The 23645-nt window shown below is 66.6% G+C and carries 21 protein-coding genes; 14 read left to right on the forward strand and 7 right to left on the reverse strand.

The genetic code is table 11. The annotated features are described in order from the left end of the window. Positions 1-16: 16 nt before the first annotated feature. On the reverse strand, positions 17-460 hold the full coding sequence (gene dksA / locus NF616_RS08740; RefSeq protein ID WP_043308772.1) for an RNA polymerase-binding protein DksA: 444 nt from the start codon (positions 458-460) through the stop codon (positions 17-19). A 197-nt stretch (positions 461-657) separates the two neighbouring features. Here dksA and NF616_RS08745 point away from each other — a divergent pair, with 197 nt between their 5' ends. Then, positions 658-1839 (forward strand): pyridoxal phosphate-dependent aminotransferase, encoded by a 1182-nt coding sequence (locus tag NF616_RS08745; protein ID WP_252272838.1) that lies wholly within the window; start codon positions 658-660, stop codon positions 1837-1839. Beyond that, positions 1829-2536, forward strand: a complete 708-nt coding sequence (sfsA, locus tag NF616_RS08750) for a DNA/RNA nuclease SfsA (RefSeq protein ID WP_252272839.1) — start codon at positions 1829-1831, stop codon at positions 2534-2536. Before NF616_RS08745 ends, sfsA begins: the two co-directional genes overlap by 11 nt. A 39-nt stretch (positions 2537-2575) precedes the next feature. Here the strand turns inward: sfsA and NF616_RS08755 are convergent, their stop codons facing one another. Further along, complete coding sequence (locus NF616_RS08755; RefSeq protein WP_252272840.1) at positions 2576-2890, reverse strand: Rieske (2Fe-2S) protein; 315 nt, start codon at positions 2888-2890, stop codon at positions 2576-2578. Positions 2891-2972: 82 nt separating this feature from the next. Further along, positions 2973-5273, reverse strand: coding sequence for a TonB-dependent hemoglobin/transferrin/lactoferrin family receptor (locus tag NF616_RS08760; RefSeq protein ID WP_252272841.1), 2301 nt, complete (start codon positions 5271-5273; stop codon positions 2973-2975). A 213-nt stretch (positions 5274-5486) separates the two neighbouring features. Between NF616_RS08760 and NF616_RS08765 the strand changes: the two genes are divergently transcribed. From NF616_RS08765 to NF616_RS08785, 5 genes are all read left to right on the forward strand, one after another. After that, positions 5487-6554 (forward strand): hemin-degrading factor, encoded by a 1068-nt coding sequence (locus NF616_RS08765; RefSeq protein ID WP_252272842.1) that lies wholly within the window; start codon positions 5487-5489, stop codon positions 6552-6554. 1 nt (position 6555) lies between these two features. Then, the gene (locus tag NF616_RS08770; protein WP_252272843.1) at positions 6556-7443 is read left to right on the forward strand and encodes a heme/hemin ABC transporter substrate-binding protein; all 888 of its coding nucleotides are present in this window, start codon (positions 6556-6558) and stop codon (positions 7441-7443) included. Between the two features lie 50 nt (positions 7444-7493). Continuing rightward, entirely contained in the window at positions 7494-8477 is a 984-nt protein-coding gene (locus NF616_RS08775) for a FecCD family ABC transporter permease (RefSeq protein ID WP_177326855.1), read from the forward strand. Continuing rightward, the gene (locus NF616_RS08780; protein WP_252272844.1) at positions 8477-9244 is read left to right on the forward strand and encodes a heme ABC transporter ATP-binding protein; all 768 of its coding nucleotides are present in this window, start codon (positions 8477-8479) and stop codon (positions 9242-9244) included. Before NF616_RS08775 ends, NF616_RS08780 begins: the two co-directional genes overlap by 1 nt. A gap of 116 nt (positions 9245-9360) precedes the next feature. Continuing rightward, on the forward strand, positions 9361-10248 hold the full coding sequence (locus tag NF616_RS08785) for a ChaN family lipoprotein (RefSeq protein WP_252272845.1): 888 nt from the start codon (positions 9361-9363) through the stop codon (positions 10246-10248). Between the two features lie 203 nt (positions 10249-10451). On the opposite strand, the gene NF616_RS08790 is transcribed toward NF616_RS08785, so the two are convergent. After that, positions 10452-11210 carry an SDR family oxidoreductase gene (locus tag NF616_RS08790; RefSeq protein ID WP_252272846.1) on the reverse strand — a complete coding sequence of 253 codons (759 nt, stop codon included), beginning with the start codon at positions 11208-11210 and terminating at the stop codon, positions 10452-10454. Between the two features lie 103 nt (positions 11211-11313). Here NF616_RS08790 and NF616_RS08795 point away from each other — a divergent pair, with 103 nt between their 5' ends. The 7 genes from NF616_RS08795 to NF616_RS08825 all read left to right on the forward strand — a co-directional run bounded on the left by NF616_RS08795 (position 11314) and on the right by NF616_RS08825 (position 17380). After that, positions 11314-12045 (forward strand): HugZ family pyridoxamine 5'-phosphate oxidase, encoded by a 732-nt coding sequence (locus NF616_RS08795; protein WP_252272847.1) that lies wholly within the window; start codon positions 11314-11316, stop codon positions 12043-12045. A 63-nt stretch (positions 12046-12108) separates the two neighbouring features. After that, the gene (locus NF616_RS08800; protein WP_252272848.1) at positions 12109-12558 is read left to right on the forward strand and encodes an FxsA family protein; all 450 of its coding nucleotides are present in this window, start codon (positions 12109-12111) and stop codon (positions 12556-12558) included. A 278-nt stretch (positions 12559-12836) separates the two neighbouring features. After that, complete coding sequence (locus NF616_RS08805) at positions 12837-13130, forward strand: co-chaperone GroES (protein ID WP_252272849.1); 294 nt, start codon at positions 12837-12839, stop codon at positions 13128-13130. Positions 13131-13176: 46 nt separating this feature from the next. Further along, complete coding sequence (gene groL / locus NF616_RS08810) at positions 13177-14817, forward strand: chaperonin GroEL (protein ID WP_252272850.1); 1641 nt, start codon at positions 13177-13179, stop codon at positions 14815-14817. 139 nt (positions 14818-14956) lie between these two features. Beyond that, positions 14957-15640, forward strand: a complete 684-nt coding sequence (locus NF616_RS08815; protein ID WP_252272851.1) for a response regulator transcription factor — start codon at positions 14957-14959, stop codon at positions 15638-15640. Then, positions 15630-16904 (forward strand): sensor histidine kinase, encoded by a 1275-nt coding sequence (locus NF616_RS08820; protein WP_252272852.1) that lies wholly within the window; start codon positions 15630-15632, stop codon positions 16902-16904. Before NF616_RS08815 ends, NF616_RS08820 begins: the two co-directional genes overlap by 11 nt. A gap of 245 nt (positions 16905-17149) precedes the next feature. Next, entirely contained in the window at positions 17150-17380 is a 231-nt protein-coding gene (locus NF616_RS08825) for a hypothetical protein (protein ID WP_252272853.1), read from the forward strand. Positions 17381-17441: 61 nt separating this feature from the next. On the opposite strand, the gene NF616_RS08830 is transcribed toward NF616_RS08825, so the two are convergent. The 3 genes from NF616_RS08830 to NF616_RS08840 form a co-directional block, all read right to left on the reverse strand. After that, positions 17442-20495 (reverse strand): multidrug efflux RND transporter permease subunit, encoded by a 3054-nt coding sequence (locus NF616_RS08830; protein ID WP_252272854.1) that lies wholly within the window; start codon positions 20493-20495, stop codon positions 17442-17444. Positions 20496-20517: 22 nt separating this feature from the next. Then, positions 20518-21666, reverse strand: a complete 1149-nt coding sequence (locus NF616_RS08835) for an efflux RND transporter periplasmic adaptor subunit (RefSeq protein WP_252272855.1) — start codon at positions 21664-21666, stop codon at positions 20518-20520. A 189-nt stretch (positions 21667-21855) separates the two neighbouring features. Beyond that, positions 21856-23481 (reverse strand): methyl-accepting chemotaxis protein, encoded by a 1626-nt coding sequence (locus NF616_RS08840; protein WP_252272856.1) that lies wholly within the window; start codon positions 23479-23481, stop codon positions 21856-21858. Positions 23482-23645 lie beyond the last annotated feature (164 nt).

Below are 23645 nucleotides of genomic sequence, written 5' to 3' on the forward strand. Positions count from 1 at the left end.
CGCCCCGTCATGCAACTCAGGAACCGAGCTGCTTTTCCTTGATTTCCGCGAGGGTCTTGCAGTCGATGCACAGGGTCGCGGTGGGGCGGGCTTCCAGGCGGCGAATGCCGATTTCCACGCCGCATGAGTCGCACCAGCCGTACTCATTGTCCTCAATCAACTGCAGGGTCTCGTCGATCTTCTTGATCAGCTTGCGCTCGCGGTCGCGGGCACGCAGTTCCAGGCTGAACTCTTCTTCCTGGCTGGCGCGGTCGGCCGGGTCGGGGAAGTTGGCGGCTTCGTCCTGCATGTGGTGCACGGTGCGATCCACTTCCTGCATCAGCTCGAGCTTCCACTTGTTGAGGATGCTGGTGAAGTGAGCACGCATCGGATCGCTCATGTACTCCTCGCCCTTCTTCTCTTTATAGGGTTCGAAGCCACGAATCAGCTGGTTGCCGTTCTGTTTTGCTTTGGTGGGCATGGATGACCGCCTCTCACTCTCTCTGATCCATTGCGCAGGATCTGTTCCTTTGCCGGCAAGTGCACCGGGGCCTGCGGCTGCAAGCCGGCGAACTTACCAGATCGATTCCGGCGATGCTACTCCCGGTTGTCTCACGTGTTATGGGGTTACAGGTCAGTTGGTTAGAATCTCCCCTTTTCCTCAATAAAGGAAGGCCAATGGCCCAGTCCTTCAGTGCGCGCAGCCGCGCCATCGAACCCTTTCACGTCATGGCCCTGTTGGCCCGGGCCAACGAGTTGCAGGCCGCCGGCCATGACGTGATCCACCTGGAAATCGGCGAGCCGGACTTCATCACCGCCGCGCCCATCGTGCGTGCAGGGCAGGCCGCGCTGGCCGCCGGCCACACCCGCTATACGGCGGCGCGCGGCATTCCGCAGCTGCGCCAGGCCATCGCCGGTTTCTATGCCGATCGCTATGGTGTGGATATCGACCCCGAACGCGTGCTGATTACTCCCGGTGGTTCCGGTGCCCTGTTGCTGGCGTCCAGTCTGCTGGTCGATCCGGGCAGGCACTGGCTGCTGGCCGACCCCGGCTACCCCTGCAACCGCCACTTCCTGCGCCTGGTCGAAGGCGCCGCGCAGCTGGTGCCGGTCGGCCCGGAGAGCCGCTACCAGCTCACGCCGCAGCTGATCGAGCGGCACTGGGATGGCGACAGCGTCGGCGCCCTGGTCGCCTCGCCGGCCAACCCCACCGGCACCCTGCTGCACAAGGATGAACTGGCGGCGCTGTCGACCACGCTGAAACGGCGCGGCGGCCATTTGGTGGTCGACGAGATCTACCACGGCCTGACCTACGGCTGCGAGGCGGCCAGCGTGCTGGAGGTGGACGACGAGGCATTCGTGCTCAACAGCTTCTCCAAGTACTTCGGTATGACCGGCTGGCGCCTGGGCTGGCTGGTGGCGCCCGAGGCTGCCGTGCCCGAGCTGGAAAAGCTGGCGCAGAACCTCTACATCAGCGCGCCGAGCATGGCCCAGCACGCCGCGCTGGCCTGCTTCGAGCCGGAGAGCCTGGCGATCTTCGAGGCGCGTCGCCACGAATTCCAGATCCGCCGCGACTACCTGCTGCCGGCCCTGCGCGAACTGGGCTTTCGCATCGCCGTGGAGCCGGAGGGAGCCTTCTATTTATATGCGGATATTTCCGCCTTCGGTGGCGATGCCTTCGCCTTCTGCCGGCACTTCATCGAGACCGAGCACGTGGCCTTCACCCCGGGCCTGGACTTCGGTCGCCACCTGGCCGGCCACCACGTGCGCTTCGCCTACACGCAGAGCGTCGAGCGCCTGGAACAGGCAGTCGAGCGCATCGCCCGCGGCCTGAAGAGCTGGAGCCCCGATGCGCTTTGATCCGCCGCTGGAGGAGGGGCGTCTGCTGCGCCGCTACAAGCGCTTCCTCGCCGATATCGAGACGAGCAGCGGCGAGGCGCTGACCATCCACTGTCCCAATACCGGCTCGATGCTCAACTGCCTGAGCGAAGGCGCGCGGGTCTGGTTCAGCCGTTCCAACGACCCCAAGCGCAAGCTGCCGGGCACCTGGGAGCTGGGCGAGACGCCGCACGGCCGTCTGGCCTGCCTAAACACCGGGCGCGCCAACGCGCTGGTCGAGGAGGCGCTGCGCGCCGGCATCATCACCGAGCTGGCCGGCTTCACCGGCTTCAGGCGCGAGGTGGCCTACGGCAGCGAGGGCAGTCGCGCGGACTTTCGTCTGGATTATCTGAGCGGCTCGCTGTTTCTCGAGGTGAAGAGCGTCACCCTGGGCTTCGCCGGTTCCACCGTGGCTGCCTTCCCCGACGCGGTGACCGAGCGCGGCGCCAAGCACCTGCGCGAGCTGGCCGCATTGGCGCGGCAGGGCGGGCGCGCGGTGCTGCTGTACTGCGTGAACCTGTCCGGCATCGAGGCGGTGCGCGCCGCCGAGGAGATCGACCCGGTCTACGCGGCGGGCCTGCGCGAGGCGCGGGCGGCGGGCGTCGAGGTGCTGGCCTACGGCGCCTCGGTCGATCCGGCCGAGGTGCGCCTGCTGCGGCGGCTCGAAGTGCTGTCGTAGGCGCGCCGCGCATCTTCATCTCGCGGCGCGCAGGCGCAGCTATTCGATCCAGATACCTTCGGCGTTCTCGTGACAGGCGATGGCCTGCAGCGACTGCCCGGCGCAGGGGCCGGTCACGCATTCGCCGTTCTCGATGAGGAACAACGCGCCGTGGTGGGCGCACTGGATCAGGCTGCCGCTGGCGTCGAGGAAGTCGTCCGCACGCCATTCCAGCGTCAGCCCGCGATGCGGGCAGCTGTTCAGGTAGACATGGGCGCGGCCGTCGCGGCGCACCGCCAGCAACTTGCGCCCCGCAACGACAAAGCCCCGGCTCTGGCCTTCGACCAGCTCACCCGGGGCGCACAGATGAATCATGAGCATCTCCACGCCGGGGCGGGGATTATCCCGCACGGGCGTGGCGATGGGGTAGGGCGCGCTTCCCTGCGCGAAGTGGAACTCAGTATTGCCAGGACGCGGAGACGCGGAAGTTGCGGCCGACCTCGCTGTAGTAGTCGTCCGGCTGCACCAGAGTGCCGGTGGGCACGTTCAGCGCATTCCAGTACTTCTTGTCGAAGGCGTTGAACAGGCCGGCCTGGAGTTTCACGCCGTCGAGCTCGGCGGGTTGCCACCAGCCGGTGAGATCGACCACGCCGTAGCCCGGGGCTTCGAAGTCGCCCTCGTTCTCCACCTTGTCGCGGCGTGCTGCGGCGCGCAGCATCAGGTCGGCGCCGTATTGGTCGTGCTCGTAGTTCAGGCCGAGCAGGCTGGTGATCGGCGCCACGGAGCTCAGGCGCTGATTGGTTTCGCGGTCCTCGCCGTTGGCCCAGGCCACCGAGCCCCACAGCTTCCAGTGCGGCACGAACTCCCAGTGGGCGGCCACTTCGGCGCCGTAGATCTGCACCTTGGCGCGGTTCTCGGTGCGGGTCACGCCGAACGGGTAGGCGCTGGGGTCGAGGCCGAGTTCGGCGACCTGCGCGGACGACAGCGCCACGTCTTCGTCGATGAAGTTCTTGTAGTGGTTGTCGAACAGGCTGATCGAGCCGCCGAGTTTCTCGTTGCCGAGCTGTGCGCCGATCTCGTAGCCGTTGCTTTCCTCGGGTTTGAGGCCGGCGTTGCCGAGGCGCAGGTAGTTACCCTCGGAACCGTAGTTCATGTACAGCTGGGTGGCGTCCGGCGCCTTGAAGCCCTGGGCCCACTGGGCATAGAGCAGCGCTGCCTCGGCCACCTGCCAGGTGGCGAGCAGGCTGCCGGACAGCTTGTGGTCCTTGCTCGACTTCAGGGTTTCGTTGTTGGTCGGGTTGGTGTTGTTGTCGAAGTCGCCGGTGGCCTTCGGCTCCTGCTTGTAATGGTCGTAGCGCAGCCCGGGGGTCAGCTTGACGCGACCGTCGGCGAAGCTGATCTCGTTGGCGGCGAACACGGCCCACTGGGTCGCCTCGGCCTTCGGCATGTCGGCCTGGTTGGTGTGCAGGAAGTCGCAGGACGCCGGGCCCATGTACATCGGGTGGCTCGGCGAGATGCTGAAGCCGGGGCAGTTGTCGTAGCCCTCGGAGACCTGCTCGGTGTCGATCCGGTACAGCTCGCCGCCGAGGGTCAGCTTGTTCGGCAGGCCGGCGATCTCGAACTGCTTGCCGATATCGCCGGAGACGCCGAACAGCTCCTTCTCGATCTGGTTGTCGCGGCCGAACGGACCACTCGGATAGCGGTAGGGGTTGCCCGGCAGGCCGAAGAACAGGAAGTCGGGAATGGCGGCACGGCTGTCGACCGAGCGGATGCCGTTCTGGTCGTCGTGGCGGCGCAGCTTCTGCCAGTAGGCGATGGCGTTGGCGCTGTCGATCGGGCTGTTGCCGTCTTCGGCCCGGAACGCGTAGTCGACGGACAGGCGCTGGCGCTTGCTGTGTTCTTCGGTGCCGTTCTCGCCGATCAAGTAGGTGCTGCCCTGGTTGGTGCGGCTGTCGATGTCGTTCTCGCGCTCGAACAGCTCGCCGGTGAAGCCGACCTTGTGGCCGCCGTCGAAGCGCTGCTGCAGCTTGACCAGCAGACTCTGCTGGTCGGTGTCGGCCGGGTTGGCCTCGGTGCGACGGGTGCCATAGCCGTCGTCGTTGCCACCGCTTTCCAGCTCAGGACCCTGGCGCTGGCCGCCCTGCAGCAGCCAGGACGTGTCCTGATAGCGGCCGGCGAGGGCGCCGTTCAGGCCCCAGCTGTTGTCGGCGCTGTCGTAGTCGGTCTTGATCAGGCTGCCGAAGTCCTTGCCTTCGCCCAGCAGGTCGTCCGGGTTGAGGGTGAACAGCTGCACCGCGCCGCCGAGGGCGCCGGAGCCGGCCAGGCTGGAGTTGGCGCCGCGCACGATGTCCACCGAGGACAGGCCGTCGAAGTCGATGGCGTCGAGGCCGCCCTGGGCGCCGCCGGTCGGGCCCTGGCTACGCGCGCCATCGGTCAGCCACGGCACGCGGATGCCGTCGATGGTGGTCAGCACCCGGTCGCGATCCAGGCCGCGGATGTTGATGCTCTCGCTGGTGCGGCTGTAGTTGACACCGGGCTCGGAGCGCTGACCGAGGTCGTCGAAGCTGCGGATGAAGCGCTTTTCGATCGTCTCGGCATTGGTCCGTGTTGTCGTCGGCAGCGCCTCGCTGGCGGCGGTGCCGGTGACCTGGGTGGGGGCGAGTTCGGTGGAGCTGTCCGTGGTCTGTGCCAGCGCCAGCGAGGGGCTGAGCAGCAACAGCGCCATCCATGGGCGCAAGGCGAAGGGTGGGGTGGACATGGCTTTACTCCCGCTAGTGGCTCTTGATGGCCAGTGAATTTGGCGGGCAGCACGGTAATGGATATTTCTTCTCAAATGCAAATCGTTATCACAAGCATTGGAATTTAATTCTTGATGGAGTAGCCTGCGCCGACTCGAACGAGCCGCTGTCTCTCCTCCCCGTTAAACGGGGTAGGGGAGGCTCGCTCGCCAAACAACGAAATGAGGTAGCCCATGACCATGCCAACCACCGCCCCCAACGCCTCCGCGCTCTATCAGGACTGGCAGCGCCTGCGCGCCGAACAGACCGGCCTGCGCGCCCGCGATGCCGCCGCCAGACTTGGCGTCAGCGAGGCCGAGCTGACCGCCAGCCGCCTGGGCGTGGACGCCGTGCGCCTGCGCACCGACTGGAGCGAGCTGCTGCCGGCGCTAGGCGAGCTGGGCTATATCATGGCGCTCACCCGCAACGAGCATTGCGTGCACGAGCGCAAGGGCTACTACCGCGAGGTCTCGGTCAGCGCCAACGGCGCCATGGGCCTGGTGGTCTCTCCGGATATCGACCTGCGCCTGTTCATGACCCAGTGGGCCAGCGTGTTCGCCGTCGCCGAGAGCATCGATCGTGGCGTGCAGCGCAGCATCCAGATCTTCGATCGCCAGGGCACTGCCGTGCACAAGGTCTACCTGACTGCCAAGAGCGAGGAAGCGGCCTGGTTGCCGCTGGTCGAGCGCTTCCGCGCCGCAGAGCAGAGCGCCGAGCTGGACCTGCAGCCGCTGGCCGAACGCAAGGCTCCGCGCGCCAATGCCGAGGTGGACGCCGCCGCCCTGCGCGCCGACTGGGCCGAGCTGAAGGACACCCACCACTTCTTCGCTATGCTCAAGCGCCACGACGTAGCCCGTACCCAGGCCCTGCGCCTGGCCGGTCGCGAGTGGGCCGAGCCGCTGGCCACCGCGGAGCTGCCGAAACTGCTGGAAGAAGCCGGTAGCCGTCAGGTGCCGATCATGGTCTTCGTCGGCAACCAGCACTGCATCCAGATCCACTCCGGCACCGTGAGCAACCTGCGCTGGATGGGCGACTGGTTCAACGTGCTCGACCCCGAGTTCAACCTGCACCTGAAGACCCCGGGCGTGGTCGAACTGTGGCGTGTGCGCAAGCCGAGCAGCGACGGCATCATCACCAGCTACGAGGCCTTCGACGCCGATGGCGAGCTGGTCGTGCAGTTGTTCGGTGCGCGCAAGCCGGGCGTGCCGGAGCTGGTCGAGTGGCGCGAGCTGGCCGAATCCATCGCCGCCCTGGAGGCTTGAGATGCGCCTGTCCAAGTATCTGTTGCTATGTGGCAGCCTGCTGTTCAGCCATGCCGCCGCGGCCGCCGATCTGCCGCAACGCTGGGTCAGCTCCGGCGGCTCCCTGAGCGAGTGGGTGGTGCGTCTGGGTGGTGAAGGCAAGCTGGTCGGCGTCGACACCACCAGCCTGCACCCGCAGACCCTGCGCCAGCTGCCGAGCATCGGTTACCAGCGCGCTTTGTCCGCCGAAGGTGTGCTGTCGCTGCGCCCGGACATCCTGATCGGCAGCGAGGAAATGGGCCCGCCGCCGGTGATCGCGCAGATCAAGGCCGCCGGCATCCGCATCGAGACCCTGTCGGCCAAGCCCGACCTGGAAACCCTGGAGCGCAACGTGCTGCGCCTGGGCGAGCTGCTCGGCGCGCCCGAGCGGGCTCGCGAGGAGATGGCCGCCTATCGCCAGCGCCTGCAGCGTCAGGCCGACTGGGTCGCCCGGGTGCGCGAGAAGCAGCAGGCGCCGCGCGTGCTGATGCTGCTCGGTCACGCCGGCAGCAACGTCATGGCGGCGGGCAAGGACAGCCTGGCGGTGTGGCTGATCGAGCATGCCGGTGGCGAGAGCCGCACCGAGCACAGCGGCTACAAACCGATCTCCAACGAGGCGCTGCTGGCCATGGACCCGCAGGTGGTGATCTTCGCCGACCGCAGCCTGCACGGCGAGGAGGCGCGTAAGGCACTGCTGCAGCAGAACCCGGTCCTGCAGCAGACCAGCGCCGCGCGTGACGGCCGCCTGCTGACTCTTGATCCGACCCTGCTGGTCGGCGGCCTCGGCCCGCGTCTGCCCGAGGGACTGGCCGAGCTGTCGGCGGCCTTTTATCCTTCCGAGCAAGCACTGACGGCCAAACTCGACCGATGAATCCTGTTTTTCGACCCCGCCCATTGCTGTTGGCAATGGGCGTTCTGCTGCTGCTCGCATTCTGGCTGTCGCTGGCCCTCGGCCCGGTGAGCCTGCCGCTGGGCGACACCCTGCTGGCCGCCCTGCGCCTGATGGGCCTGCCCATCGATGGTGAGGGACTGCAGCAGGCCGAGCTGATCCTCGGCCAGATCCGCCTGCCGCGCAGCCTGCTGGGGCTGTGTGTGGGCATCGTGCTGGCGCTGTCCGGCGTGGCCATGCAGGGCCTGTTCCGCAACCCGCTGGCGGACCCCGGCCTGGTCGGTGTCGCCGGCGGCGCGGCGCTGGGCGCGGCCATCGCCATCGTCGGCGGCAGCATGATCGGCGGCCTGCCGCCGGCACTGGCGCCCTACCTGCTATCGATCTGCGCCTTCTCCGGTGGCCTGATCGTGACCGCCGTGGTCTATCGCTTCGGCCGCCGTGACGGGCAGACCAACGTGGCTACCATGCTGCTCGCCGGTGTGGCGCTGACCGCCATGTCCGGTGCCGGCGTCGGCCTGTTCACCTACCTGGCCGACGACGCCACTCTGCGCAGCCTGACCTTCTGGAACCTCGGCAGCCTCAACGGCGCCAGTTATCCGCGGCTGTGGCCGCTGCTGCTGGTGACCCTCGGCGTGGCCATCTGGCTGCCGCGCCGGGCCTCGGCGCTCAATGCGCTGCTGCTCGGCGAGTCGGAGGCGCGCCACTTGGGCTTCAACGTCGAGCGGATCAAGCTGGAGCTGGTGCTGTGCACCGCCCTCGGTGTCGGCGCCGCCGTGGCGGCTGCCGGCCTGATCGGCTTCATCGGCCTGGTGGTGCCGCACCTGATGCGGCTGCTGGTCGGCCCCGATCATCGCGTGCTGCTGCCGGCCTCGCTGCTGGCCGGTGCCAGCCTGCTGCTGCTGGCCGATCTGGTCGCGCGCCTGGTGCTGGCGCCGGCGGAGTTGCCGATCGGCATCGTCACGGCGCTGATCGGCGCGCCGTTCTTCCTTTATCTGCTGGTGCGGGGGCGGGCCTGATGTTGCGCGCGCAAGACTTGAGTGTGCGCCGGGGTGGCGCCACCGTGCTGGAAGGCGTCGACCTGGCCCTGCAACCCGGCGAGGTACTCGGCGTGCTCGGCCCCAACGGCGCCGGCAAGAGCACACTGCTCGGCGCCCTGTGCGGCGAGCTGGAAACTGATGCCGGCAGTGTGACGCTGGATGAGCGGGCGCTCGGCCAGTGGTCCGGCCAGGAACGGGCGCGGCGTCTGGCGGTGCTGCCGCAGAGCTCGACCCTGAGCTTCGCCTTCCCGGTGGCCGAGGTGGTTGCCATGGGGCGTCTGCCGCACGATACCGGTCGCGTGCGCGACGCCGAGATTGTCGACGCGGCGTTGCGCGCGGCGGATGCCGAGCACCTGCGTGGGCGCAGCTACTTGGCCCTGTCCGGTGGCGAGCGCCAGCGCGTGCACCTGGCACGGGTGCTGGCGCAGCTATGGCCGGGCGGGGAAGGGCAGGTACTGCTGCTCGACGAGCCGACCTCGGCCCTCGACCCGCTGCACCAGCACACCACCCTGCAAGCCGTGCGCGACTTCGCCAGCCAGGGCGCGGCGGTGCTGGTGATCCTGCATGACCTCAACCTGGCCGCCCGTTACTGCGATCGCATCCTGCTGCTGCAAGGTGGCCGCCCGCATGCCTTCGGCAGCCCCGACGAGGTGCTGCAGGCCGAACCGCTGCGCGCGGTCTTCGGCCTCGACGTATTGATCCAGCGCCACCCGGAGCGCGGCCATCCGTTGATAGTCGCGCGCTGAACGAACTCCCCTCTCCCACGAGTGGGAGAGGGGCCGGGGGAGAGGGCAGGATTGAAGGCCCTCTCCCTAGCCCTCTCCCGTAAATGTAAGAGGGAACTCATCCACAAGGAAATCGCATGCGAATCCTGCTGCTCTGCTGTCTGTCCCTGCTGGCCGCCTGCCAGTCTCGCGGCGTGTTGCCGCCCCCCGCGTCCATCGCGCCCGAGGGCCGCGAGCATGCCAAACTGGGCCAGATCGTCGACCTGGCCAGCGGCGAGCGCATCAGCCCGGCGCAACTGGTCGAACGCCTGGCCAGGGCGCCGCGCGTGCTGGTCGGCGAGCAGCATGACAATCCCGATCACCATGCCTTGCAGCTGTGGCTGTCGCGCGAACTGTCGGCGCGCCGCCCGCAGGGCAGCGTGCTGATGGAGATGATCACGCCCAGCCAGCAGGCCAAGGTCGAGCAGGTACAGGCGCAGACCCGCGCCGGCCAGCCGCCCGCCGATACCTTTGCCGCGCTGGCCTGGCAGCCGGGCTGGGACTGGGGCCTGTACGGCGCGCTGGTGCGATACGAACTGCGCCAACCCTATCCGTTGCTGTCGGCCAACCTGGACCGCGCCGAGATCATGCAGATCTACCAGGCGCGCCCGGCCCTGCCAGGCTCGGCTTCCACCGCGCCGGCGGTGCAGGAGAAATTGCAGGAAGACATCCGCGACTCCCACTGCGGCCTGCTGCCGGACAGCCAGATTCTCGCGATGCTCGCCGTGCAGCAGCAACGCGACCGGCGCATGGCCGAACGCCTGGCCGCCGCGCCACAACCGGCGATGCTGCTGGCCGGGGCCTTCCACGTACGCAAGGATCTTGGCGTGCCGCTGCACCTGACCGACCTTGGCGCGGGCGAGGGCAATGCCGTGCTGATCCTCGCCGAAGTGGGCAAGGAGCCGGCCGCCGGCAGCGCCGACTATGTCTGGTACACCGCCGCCAATGTGCCCGAGGATCACTGCGCCAAGCTGCGCAAGAAATAGGGCTGCTCGCTCATGCAGGGCCGGCACACAACAAAAAGCCCCGCATTGCGGGGCTTTTTGTTTGCGATGCCAAGGCTCGACTCTGCGAGCTAGAGCCGGGCAAGGCGAAACTGGGTGAGGGCGCGGAGTTTACGAGCTGTAAATGAGCAGCCCGAACCCAGTTTCAACGCAGCCCGGCCGCCGCGCAGCAAGTCGAAACGGTCTTACAGGCGCAGGCCGCCGTCGAGTTCCAGGATACGCCCGGTGTAGTAGTCGTTCTCCATGATGTAGGCCACGGAGTGAGCGATCTCGGTCGGCTTGCCCATGCGGCGCAGCGGGATGCCGGCGGTCATCTTCTCCAGGGCTTCCGGCTTCATGCTGCCGGTCATCTCGGTCTCGATGAAGCCGGGCGCGACGCCCGCCACGCGGATGCCGTAGCGCGCCAGTTCCTTGGCCCACACGACGGTGTCGGCGGCGACGCCGGCCTTGGCCGCGGAGTAGTTGGCCTGGCCCATGTTGCCGGCGCGGGAGATGGAGGAAATGTTGACGATGGCGCCCTGGTTCTTCAGCTCGATCATCTTCGCCGCGACTTCGCGGGTGCAGAGGAACACGCCGGTCAGGTTGACGTCGATCACCGACTGCCACTGGGCCAGGCTCATCTTGGTCATCTCGCCGTCCTTGACCTTGATGGTCAGGCCGTCGCGCAGGATGCCGGCGTTGTTGACCAGGCCGTTGATGGCGCCGAAGTCCTCGGCCACCTGGGCGACCATGTGGGTCACCTGCTCTTCGTTGGCCACGTTGCACAGGTAGGCGCGGGCGTCGCCACCGGCGGCCTTGCAGGCGGCCACGGCGTCGTCCAGTTTCTCTTGGTTCAGGTCGACCAGCGCCAGCTTGGCGCCCTTGGCCGCCAGGTATTCGCCCATGGCGCGGCCCAGGCCCTGGCAGCCGCCGGTGATGATGATGACTTTGTCTTTGAGTTCCATAACACTACTCCTCGAAGGTCTGGCAGATGGCCTCGCTGGCGCTCGGTTAATTCGGGCGCCTGTCCGTTTGGTTTTCGACGAATTCTTAGCGAGGAGTCATAAATTGAGCATGACGGCGGAAAAGAATGCCCGAGAATTGCTGCTCAAGGAATACCGCGGGGTGCTTTCCACGCACTCCAAGAGCATGCCGGGCTTTCCTTTCGGATCGGTGGTGCCTTACTGCCTGGACGACCAGGGCCGGCCGCTGATCCTCATCAGCCGCATCGCCCAGCACACCCACAACCTGCAGAAGGACGCCAGGTGCTCGCTGCTGGTCGGCGAGCGCGGCGCCGAAGACGTCCAGGCTACGGGGCGCCTGACCCTGCTGGCCGAAGCACGGCAGTTGGGCGAGGCGGCCGCCATCGAGGCCGCGGCCGAGCGCTACTACCGCTATTTCCCCGATTCGCGCGACTACCACAGCGCTCACGACTTCGACTTCTGGGTGCTCGAGCCCGTGCGCTGGCGTTTCATCGGCGGCTTCGGCTCCATCCACTGGCTGAGCGACGTCGGCCTGGCCAACCCGCATGCCGGCGACGCCGAGCGCGGCATGGTCGAGCACATGAACGACGATCATGCCGCGGCGATTGCCCGCTACGTGCAGCTGGCTGGCCTACCGGACCACGAGCCGGCGCGGATGGCCGGCATCGACGCCGAAGGCTTCCACCTGCGTATCGGCAAGGCCCTGTACTGGCTGGCCTTTCCAATATCCTGTAACAACCCCGGCGCCGTGCGCCAAGCCCTGGTACAGCTGGCTCGCGCCGAGGTGTGGCCTACCGTCGGGCAAGCGTCAGCTTGAATTAAGCGGCCGGCCCCATACTTCCTACCTACCGGAAGCCGTTCTTCCTCAAGGACCCTAGCAATGCGCGCGTTTCTTTTTCTGTTCCTGCTGTTCCCCGTCATCGAGCTGGCCGTGCTGATCCAGGTCGGCAGCGCCATCGGCGTGCTGCCGACGCTGCTGCTGGTGATCGGCACCGCGGTGCTCGGCAGCGTCCTGCTGCGTGTGGCCGGCGTGGCCACCGCCTGGCGCGCCCGCGAGAGGCTGGCCCGTGGCGAGATGCCCGAGCAGGAGATGTTCGAGGGCCTGCTGATCGCCGTCGGCGGCGGCCTGTTGCTGCTGCCCGGCTTCATCAGCGACGTGTTCGGCCTGTTCTGTCTGATCCCCTTCACCCGTCGCCTGATGATCGGCCGCCTGCAGCGCCGTGCCCAGGAGCAGGCCCTGCGCCAGCGCGCCTTCTTCGACGACGCCCAGGCCCGCTCGGGCCAGACTCACCCGCACGTGATCGAAGGCGAGTACCAGCGCCGCGACTGATCCGGCGTCGATCACCTGCGCGTCGATATCCCAGGTTGGCGCGGCGGTGATAAGGACGGCTCGAGTCGCCGCTGGAAACAAAAAATTTCGCGGCCCGCCCTTGAAATGCCCTCGAGCGACCCTATCTAGCGATCACCGCAAGGTTTCTGTCGCTGTCGCGGCAGAACAGACTTCCGCGTCTTGCCACAAGGCGAGGCGCGCCCGGCCCCAAGCCGGTTTTGCCTAACCCGCCGGCGCAGTCGCCGGCTAGTGAAAACAACTAACAGGAGAGATCGACAATGAAGCTTCGTCCTCTGCATGACCGCGTCGTCATCCGTCGCAGCGAAGAAGAGACCAAGACCGCCGGTGGCATCGTGCTGCCGGGCTCGGCCGCCGAGAAGCCGAACCAGGGTGAAGTCGTCGCCGTCGGTACCGGCAAGGTTCTGGACAACGGCGAAGTCCGCGCGCTGGCCGTGAAGGTCGGTGACAAGGTGGTGTTCGGCCCGTACAGCGGCAGCAACACCGTCAAGGTCGACGGCGAAGACCTGCTGGTGATGGGCGAGCACGAAATCCTCGCCGTCATCGAAGCCTGATCCGACGCATCTCCGTCCAAACGTACAGAATTGAGGAACAAGCAAAATGGCTGCTAAAGAAGTCAAATTCGGCGATTCCGCTCGCAAGAAGATGCTGGTTGGCGTCAACGTCCTGGCCGACGCCGTCAAGGCTACCCTCGGCCCGAAAGGCCGCAACGTGGTCCTGGACCGCAGCTTCGGCGCTCCCCTGATCACCAAGGACGGCGTGTCCGTTGCCAAGGAAATCGAGCTGAAGTGCAAGTTCGAGAACATGGGCGCCCAGCTGGTGAAAGACGTTGCCTCCAAGGCCAACGACGCTGCCGGTGACGGCACCACCACCGCCACCGTTCTGGCCCAGGCCATCGTCAACGAAGGCCTGAAGTCGGTCGCCGCCGGCATGAACCCGATGGACCTCAAGCGCGGCATCGACAAGGCCACCGCGGCCATCGTTGCCCAGCTGAAGGAACTGTCCAAGCCGTGCGCCGACACCAAGGCCATCGCCCAGGTCGGCACCATCTCCGCCAACTCCGACAACTCCATCGGCGACATCATTGCCGAGGCCATGGAAAAGGTCGGTAAAGAAGGCGTGATCACCGTCGAGGAAGGTTCGGGCCTGGAGAACGAGCTGTCCGTCGTGGAAGGCATGCAGTTCGACCGCGGCTACCTGTCCCCGTACTTCATCAACAAGCCGGACACCATGGTCGCCGAGCTGGAAGGCCCGCTGCTGCTGCTGGTGGACAAGAAGATCTCCAACATCCGCGAACTGCTGCCGGTGCTGGAATCCGTCGCCAAGGCCGGTCGCCCGCTGCTGATCGTTGCCGAAGACGTGGAAGGCGAAGCCCTGGCCACCCTGGTGGTCAACAACATGCGCGGCATCGTCAAAGTGGCCGCCGTCAAAGCTCCGGGCTTCGGCGACCGCCGCAAGGCCATGCTGCAGGACATCGCCATCCTCACCGGCGGTACCGTGATTTCCGAGGAAGTCGGCCTGTCGCTGGAAGGCGCCACCCTGGAGCACCTGGGTAACGCCAAGCGTGTCGTGCTGAACAAGGAAAACACCACCATCATCGACGGTGCCGGCGCTCAGGCCGACATCGAAGCCCGCGTGGCGCAGATCCGCAAGCAGGTCGAAGAGACCTCTTCCGACTACGACAAAGAGAAGCTGCAAGAGCGTCTGGCCAAGCTGGCCGGCGGTGTTGCCGTGATCAAGGTCGGCGCTGCCACCGAAGTCGAGATGAAAGAGAAGAAGGCCCGTGTCGAAGACGCCCTGCACGCCACCCGCGCAGCCGTCGAAGAAGGCGTGGTGCCTGGCGGCGGCGTAGCCCTGGTGCGCGCGCTGCAGGCCATCGAAGGCCTGAAGGGCGACAACGAAGACCAGAACGTCGGTATCGCCCTGCTGCGTCGCGCCGTCGAGGCTCCGCTGCGTCAGATCGTCGCCAACGCCGGCGGCGAGCCGAGCGTGGTAGTCGACAAGGTGAAGAACGGTACCGGCAACTTCGGTTTCAACGCCGCTACCGACGTCTACGGCGACATGATCGAGATGGGCATCCTGGACCCGGCCAAGGTCACCCGTTCCGCCCTGCAGGCTGCGGCCTCCATCGGCGGTCTGATGATTACCACCGAAGCCATGGTCGCCGACATCGTCGAAGACAAGCCGGCTCCGGCCATGCCGGACATGGGCGGCATGGGTGGCATGGGCGGCATGATGTAAGCCGACCGGCTCCCGAGCTGTACAGAAAGCCCCGCCTCGTGCGGGGCTTTTTTTTGCGCATGAAAAATCCGTCAAAGCCGGCGGCCGCGGGCCTGTTCCGCGGTATCTTTGCCGGCAGTGCGGAACGAGGTGATTTTTCATGCGCATCCTCCTGGTCGAGGACAATCGCGACATCCTGGCCAACATGGCCGACTACCTGCAGATCAAGGGCTACACGGTCGACTGCGCCCAGGACGGGCTCTCCGGCCTGCGCCTGGCCAGCAGCGAGCATTACGACCTGCTGGTGCTGGACATCATGCTGCCGGGCATCGACGGCTACACCCTGTGCAAGCGCCTGCGCGAAGAGGCGCGGCGCGACACTCCGGTGATCATGCTCACCGCCCGCGACCAGCTGGGCGATCGTCTGCAGGGCTTCCAGGCCGGCGCCGACGATTATCTGGTCAAGCCCTTCGCCCTCTCCGAGCTGGCCGCGCGCATCGAGGCGGTGCTGCGCCGCAGCCTGGGTGGCGGCAAGCGCCAGCTGCAGGTCGGCGATCTGCGCTACGACCTCGACACCCTGGAGATCTTCCGCGGCGACAAGCCGCTCAGGCTCAATCCGGTGGGCCTCAAGCTGCTCGCCCTGCTGATGCAGAAGAGCCCGCACGTGGTACGCCGTGAGGTGCTGGAGGAGGCGCTGTGGGGCGATGACAGCCCGGACAGCGACAGCCTGCGCAGCCATGTGCACCAGCTGCGCCAGGTGATCGACAAGCCGTTCGAGCAGCATCTGCTGCAGACCGTCCACGGCGTCGGCTACCGGCTGGCGGAGCCCAGCGATGGAGTTTAAGCAGAGCCTGTCGCGGCGCATCGTCATCGCCTTCGTGCTGATGACGGCGCTGGTCGGCGGCACCTTCGCCGTCGGCATCGTCGAGACGGTGCACCAGGTCGAGGAGCGGTTGATCTCCAGCGAGCTGGGCGGCGACCTCGGGCGCCTGCTGAAGATGGAGAGCATGGACGACTGGCGGCACCGCCCAGAGCCGGGCCAGCTGTTCTACTTCACCGGCGGGCGCGAGGACTTCGCCCTGCCGGCGGACCTGAAGGATCTGTCGCCAGGTTTTCACGAGGTGTTCCGTAACGAGGTGTCGTATCACGGCTTCATGGAACTGGTGGACGGTCGCCGCTACGTACTGCTGCAGGACCAGAGCGGCTTCGAGGAGCGCGAGCAGTTGCTGTTCGCCGTAGTGCTGGTCGGCTTCCTGATCAGCCTGGCGCTGTCCGGCGTACTCGGCTGGCTGCTGGCGCGCAAGGTGATCGAGCCGGTGGTGCGCCTGTCGCGCCAGGTGCGTCATCCGGACCAGTTGCTCGACGAGGCGCCGCAGCTGGCGCGTGACTATGCCGGCGACGAGGTGGGCCAGCTTGCCGAGTCCTTCGACACCACCCTGGGCCTGTTGCGCCGCGCGCTGATGCGCGAGCGGCTGTTCACCAGCGACGTCAGCCACGAGCTGCGTACGCCGCTGATGGTGCTGGCCAGTTCCTGCGAGCTGCTGCTGGACAGTCCGAGCCTGGACGAACGCGGCAAGAAGCAGGTGCGGCGCATCGCCAACGCGAGCGAGGAGATGCGCGGCCTGGTGCAGACCTTCCTGCAGCTGGCCCGGGCACGGCAGGACGAGGGCGGGGCGCCGCGTGCGACCCTGCGCGAGGTGGCCGATGACTTGGTCGAACAGTGGCGGCCGATCATCGAGGCCAAGGGACTGAGCTTCGAATACCGGCCGCAGGAGGCCGGTGAGCAGCTTTACAACGCGCCTTTGCTGCGTTCGGTTATGGGCAACCTGCTGCGCAACGCCTGGCATTACACGGATCAGGGCGGCATTAACCTCAGCCTGCTACCGCAAGGTTTTCGGGTCGACGACAGCGGCGTGGGCATACCTGCCGCCGAGCGCGAGGCGATGTTCCAGCCCTTCGTGCGTGGGGGATCGGCGCGTGGGGAGGGGCTCGGCCTGGGCCTGTCGCTGGTGCAGCGGATCTGCGAGAGCCAGGGCTGGAGCGTCGAGTTGTCCGACGCCGAGCCGCGTGGCTGCCGTTTCCAAGTGGGCCTGCATGAACGGCCCTGAGGCGACGGATGCCCCGCCACACGTCCGAATCGCCTGTCGTTTGGCGACGCGTGAACGTAAGGTCTCGGGCCCGGCGCGGCGTACGCACGTTTGCAACAATCGCATGCGATCCTGCCGCGATGCGATCGCGAGTCGAGGGACGGCTCGCGGGGCTTGGATAACCGCTCGTCGGTTTAGGCGTTGCCACGGAACGGTCTGGACTAGTTTTTGTCAGGCGCTTGGCAGCGCATCACAGGGGTAACCAGATGAAATTAGACATTGCGAGAGGCCTGTTCCTCGTCGGCGCCATGAGCGTGACGGCCCTGGCGGCAGCCGCCTGGCACGAGCCCGCGCCCCGGGTGATAGATGCGAGCACCTGCACGGCATGCCCGGAAGTCTCCAGTCGCCACGTCGATATCGGCGCGGTGGAGCCGGACGGCGATAACCTGTTGCTGCTGATCTTCGGCCTGTCCCATGCGATGAAGGCCGAGCAGTAGTCGCCAGGCTCGCCATGAAAAAAGCCCCGCACGAGCGGGGCTTTTTCGTTTTCGCCGTCGGTCAGTGCGCCGGTGCGCCGGCCGCCGCGGGCGCCTTGTCCGGGCGCGCCAGCAGCGTATAGACGCAGGGCAGCACGAACAGGGTGAAGAGGGTGCCGATCGACATGCCGGTGGCGATCACCAGGCCGATGTCGAAGCGGCTCACCGCGCCGGCGCCGGTGGCGAGAATCAGCGGCACCATGCCGAACACCATCGCCGCGGTGGTCATCAGCACCGGGCGCAGGCGGATCGACGCGGCTTCCTCGATCGCCTCGCGCACCGACAGGCCCTTGTCGCGGCGCAGCTGGTTGGCGAACTCGACGATCAGGATGCCGTGCTTGCTGATCAGGCCGATCAGCGTCACCAGGCCCACCTGGGTGTAGATGTTCATGCTGGAGAAGCCGAGGAAGATCGGGATCAGCGCGCCGCAGATCGACAGCGGCACGGTGACCAGGATCACCAGCGGGTCGCGGAAGCTCTCGAACTGTGCGGCCAGCACCAGAAAGATGATCGCCATCGCCAGGCCGAAGGTGACGTACAGTGCGCTGCCTTCCTGAATGTACTGACGCGAGGCGCCGGCATAGTCGAAGGTGTAACCGCGCGGGGCTTCTTCGCGGGCGATCTGCGCCACGGTCTCCACTGCCTCGCCCATGCTGACGATGGGCACGCCCTCGATCATCGCCGCGTTGAGCTGCTGGAACTGCTTGAGCTTGGTCGGCCGTGCGCGGTCGCTGACCTTGATCAGCGTGCCCAGCGGCACCATCTCGCCGCTCTCGCTCTTCACGTAGTAGCTGCTCAGCCAGCTCGGGTTGTCGCGGTAGGGCCGTTCGACCTGGGCGATCACCTTGTAGCTGCGGCCGTCGATGGTGAAGCGGTTGACCTCACCCTCGCCGAGCAAGATGGCCAGGGTCGCGCCCAGGTCCTGCATCGACACGCCCATCTGCGCGGCCTTGGCGCGGTCGATGTCGACCACTACCTCGGGCTTGTCGAAGGCCAGATCGACGTTGAGGAAGGCGAATTTGCCGGACTCCATGGCGCGCTGCTTGATGCGCTCGGTCACCTGCAGCAGCGACTCGTAGTCGTTCGGCGTGTTGACCACGAACTGGAACGGCAGGCCCTCGCCGGTGCCTGGCAGCGACGGCAGGTTGAAGCCGAAGATCTGCAGGCCGGGGATGTCGTTGAGGCGGCTCTGGACGATCGGCAGCAGCTCCATCTGGGTCCGCTCGCGCTCGCCCCAGGGCTTGAGCAGGAAGCCGCCGATGCCCGACTGCACGCCGTCGAAGCCGTTGATCTGGAAGGACGAGTAGTACTCGGGGAACTCCTTGAAGATCTTCACGAACTGGTCGGTGTAGGCGTTCATGTAGTCCAGGTTGGTCGGCTGCGGCGCGTTGGCGAACAGGAACACGATGCCCTGATCCTCCTCCGGCGCCAGCTCGTTCTTGCTGAACATCAGCAGCACCGGAATCAGGCACAGCACGATCACACCGAACACGATCACCACCGGGCGGGTGTTGAGCGTGCCGTGCAGGGCCTTCTGGTAGCGACGCTTGAGGCGGTCGAAGATCTGGTCGAGCTTATGCGCCAGGCCCGAAGGATTCTCCTCGTGACGCAGCAGGCGCGAGCACATCATCGGCGACAGGGTCAGGGCGACGATGCCGGAGATGATCACCGCGCCGGCCAGGGTCAGGGCGAACTCCTTGAACAGCGCGCCGGTCAGGCCCTCGAGGAAGCCGATGGGGGCGTACACCGCGGCCAGGGTGATGGTCATGGAGATCACCGGCACGGCGATCTCGCGGGCGCCCTCCAGCGCCGCGTCGAACGGCGTCTTGCCCTCTTCTATATGGCGGTGGATGTTCTCCACCACGACGATGGCGTCGTCCACCACCAGGCCGATGGCCAGGACCATCGCCAGCAGCGTCAGTAGGTTGATCGAGTAGCCCATCAGCTGCATGAAGAACAGCACGCCGATCATCGACAGCGGGATGGTGATCACCGGGATCAGTACCGAACGGAACGCGCCGAGGAACAGGAAGACCACCACGATGACGATCAGCACCGCCTCGCCCAGGGTCTTCACCACCTCCTCGATGGAGGCGCGGATGAACTCGGTGGCGTCGTAGGCGATGGACACCTTGAGGTTCGGCGGCAGCTGGGACTCGATCTCCGGCAGCGCCTCGCGCACATGCTTGATCACGTCCAGCGGGTTGGCGCTGGGCGTGCCCTTGATGGCGATGTAGACGGAGGGAATGCCGTCGAACGAGCTGATCGAGTCGTAGTTTTCCGCACCCATCTCCACGCGGGCGATGTCGCGCACCAGCACGCGGCTGTCGCCGTCGGTCTTCACCGGAATGGCGCCGAAGGCCTCGGCCGACTTGAGGTCGGTGGTGGCGTTGATGCTGGTGACCACGTACTCGCCCTTCACCTCGCCGGCGGCGGCCAGGAAGTTGTAGCGCTGCACGGCGTTGGTCACGTCCACCGCGGTGATGCCGTAGGCGGCCATTTTCACCGGATCCAGCCACAGGCGCATGGCGAACACCTGGTTGCCGAGGATCTCGGCCTCGGCCATGCCGGGCAGGGTAGCCAGCTTGGGCTGGATGACGCGCGACAGGTAGTCGGTGATTTGCGGGTTGGACAGCTCGTCACTGTAGAAGCTGACGTACATCAGCGCCGACGCGTCGGCCGCCTCCTTGGACAGCACCGGGTCCTCGGCATCCTGCGGCAGCTGGTTCTTCACCTCGTTGGCTTTGGCCAGCAGCTCGGTGAACAGCCGGTCGGTGTCGGCACCGATGCGCGCGTAGATCGAGATGATCGACAGGTTCTGCTGGCTGGCCGAGGTCATGTAGTCGATGCCTTCGGCGCTGGCCAGACTCTGCTGCAGCGGCTGGGTGATGTAGCCCTGGATGGTCTCGGCGTTGGCGCCGGGATAGGCGGTGGTCACCGTGATCAGCGCGTTTTCCATCTGCGGGTACTGACGGATCACCAGTTTGCTGAAGGCCTGGAAGCCCAGCAGGATGATCAGCAGGCTGACCACGGTCGCGAGGACCGGGCGCCGGATGAACGGATCTGTGAAAGCCATAGCGGATTCCTTGGCGTCGGGCTTACTGCCCGGCGCTGGCTTGTTTGTCCTGGGTCAGCGACGGATCGTCGACGATGGCCACGTGGGCGCCGTTGTCGAGCTTGAGCTGGCCGGAGGTGACCACGCGCTCGCCGGCCTCGAGGCCCTTGAGGATCAGCACCTGGCCCGCGCGGCGCTCGCCGGTCTCGACGAAGCGGCGCTCCACCACCAGCTGGGCCTGGCCCTTGTCGTCCTTCACGACCTCGCCCTTGTCGTCCTTCTTCTCGCCGATCACGTACACCGAGTTGCCGTAGAGGGTGTAGGTGATGGCGGTTTCCGGCACCACCACTTGCGATTGCTCGCCCGGCAGCAACACCTCGAGGTTGGCGAACATGCCCGGCAGCAGCTTGCTGTCGGGGTTGGGCAGCATGGCGCGGACCTGCACGTTGCGCGTGGTTTCTTCGACCTTGGGGTTGAGCGCGTTGATCTCGCCCTCGAAGACCTCGCCCGGGTACGCCGCGACGCTGATGCGCACCCGTTGGCCGATGGCCAGCTGCGGGTAATCCTGCTCGGGCAGGAAGAAGTCGACGTACAGGCGGGACAGGTCCTGCAGGGTGGCGAAGGAGGTACCGGGGCTCAGGTAGTCGCCGGTGTCCACTTGGCGAATGCCGATGGTGCCGGCGAAGGGCGCGAGGATGCGCTTCTTGTCCAGCTCGGCCTTGAGCTGGGTGACGCTGGCCTCGGCCTTGAGCACCTCGGCGTTGAGGCGGTCGAACTCGCTCTTGGAGATCGCCTGGCGCTTGATCAGGTTCTGGCCGCGCTGGTACTCGACCCGGGCGAGGGCGCGTACGGCCTCGGCGGTGGTGAGGATGGCGCGCTCCACTTCGCTGTCCAGCTGCAGCAGCGGCTGGCCGAGGGTGACCTTCTCGCCGGACTGGAACAGCACGTCCTTGACCGTGCCCTGCACCTCGGCGGTCAGGTCCACGCCCTGGTAGGCCTTGAGCGTGCCGATGGCCGGCAGGCGGCTCTGCCACGGCTTCTTCTCCGCGACCGCGGCGGACACGCTGATGGCCGGCTGCGGCGCCGAGAACATCTGGATCTGCTGGTAGATGGAGAAGCCTTTATAGGCGGCGAGGGCGAGCACCACGGCGAGCACGACGCCCAGCATGATGAGCATGCGGCGAAGCAACATAATCCGAATCCTTGGCAAGGCAGAGAGAGGGCCTGGAGAGGCGAAGCGAGCACCTTAGTGCCACTCGATTCCCAAGTCAAAAGCCGGTGGTTGCCGGACTTTGCGCCGGCATTATGGCGCAACGCTCTGTCTCGAAAACCGCACAGAAGGCGGCAAAATCGGCACCTCCCTGTGCCGATCAGGAGAGGGTCAGGCGCTCAGTCGTCGGGTCACCTGGCTCAGCTCGCCGGAGAGCCCGTGCAGGGCCTGGCTGGCGGCCTGGGTGCGTTCGACATTCTCCTGGTTGGAGCTGGCGATGGCGGTGATCTCGGTGAGGTTGCGCGAGATGTCCTCGGCCACCGAGGTCTGCTCCTCGGCGGCGGTGGCGATCTGCCGGTTCATGTCGCGGATGGCCTCCACCGCGCCGGTGATGCGCTCGAGCATGGCGCCGGCCTCGGTCACCTGGGTCACGCCTTCCTCGCTGCGGCTCTGCCCGCTCTCGATGGCGCGCACGGCGTTGAGCGCGCCGGTCTGCACGGTGTCGATGATCTGGTGGATCTCGGCGGTGGACTCGGCGGTGCGCTGGGCCAGGGTGCGCACCTCGTCGGCGACCACGGCGAAGCCACGGCCCTGCTCGCCGGCCCGTGCCGCCTCGATGGCGGCGTTGAGCGCCAGCAGGTTGGTCTGCTCGGCGATACCGCGGATCACCTCCAGCACCTTGCCGATACGCGCGCTGTCGGCCTCGAGGCGGCGGATCACCTCGGCGGTGCTGGCGATCTCGCCACGCATGCCGGTAATGGTCTGGATGGTCGACTCCATCACCCGACCGCCCTGGCGCGCCGAGCTGTCGGCATCGTCGGCGGCATGCGCGGCCTCGGCGGCGTGGCGCGCCACTTCCTGGGCGGTGGCGGACATCTCGTGCATGGCGGTGGCGACCTGGTCGGTGCGCTCGAACTGCTCGTTGATGCCCAAGGTCATGCGCGAGGCGATCTGATTCAACTCGCCGCTGGCGGTGTCGAGGTTGCCGCTGCTCAGGCGCAGGCTCTCGGTGGTGCTGGCCAGGAAGTCGCGCAGGGTGTTGGAGGCGATGGCCAGCAAGCCCAGCTCGTCGTGGCGGCTGGTTTCGACGCGCTGGCCGAAGTTGCCGCGGCTGAGCTGGTCGACGTGAGTGATCAGATGACGGATCGGGATGATCAGGTGGCGGTTGACCAGCCACAGGCTGAACAGGGCGATCACCACGCTGGCACCGAGCATGACGAGAGTGCCCAGCATGATGGTGCGATCGGCGTTGGCGTTGATCCGCTCGGCCTGCTCGATGCTCTGCTCGCGCAGGTGATCCACCAGGGCGGTCATCTGTTCGCTGGCGGCGCGGTCGATGCCCTTGACCGCGGCGTCGCCGGCCTGGGCATCGCCACCGGCGGCGACGAAGGCATCGCGGCCCTTGCGGTAGTTCGTCCCCAGGGTTTGATGTTCACTGCGCAGGCGGTCTACCTGGCTTTTCAGGCTGGCGTCATCCCCAGCCTCCTGCGAAAGCTCGCCGAGGATGTCCTGCACCTTGCGTTCCTGGGCCTCGAACTGACTCCAGTACCTGGCAAGGTTTTCGCTGTCCTGGCCGCGTAGCAGGACGTTCTTCCACTCCTGTACCTGGATCTTGAATTCGACGTTGGCCGAGTCGATCAGGCGGGCGGCGTGCAGCGGGCCGTCGAGCAGGCCGCGGTAAGCCTGCATGCCGCTGGAGAGAAAGCTGAAGCAGGCGAGGGCGGTGACCAGGATCAGCGCCAGGCTGCCGCCGAGCAGCGCGAGAATCTGCGCGCGCAGGGATTTTTGCAGGGGCATTTGCGAGAGAACCTCTTAGGGTGGTGTGCAGGCGGCGCGGGCAGGCGCCGGCAGTGCAGATATCCCTATCATCCGGACATGAAACGCCGGCGACACCGGCCACCGGGGAGGCGGCGCGGGTGCGTGTCGTCAGTATAGGTCGGCCGCGCGATGCTGGCCTTTAG

The sequence above is a fragment of the Pseudomonas subflava genome (assembly GCF_023823685.1).
GTDB classification, from domain to species: domain Bacteria; phylum Pseudomonadota; class Gammaproteobacteria; order Pseudomonadales; family Pseudomonadaceae; genus Aquipseudomonas; species Aquipseudomonas subflava.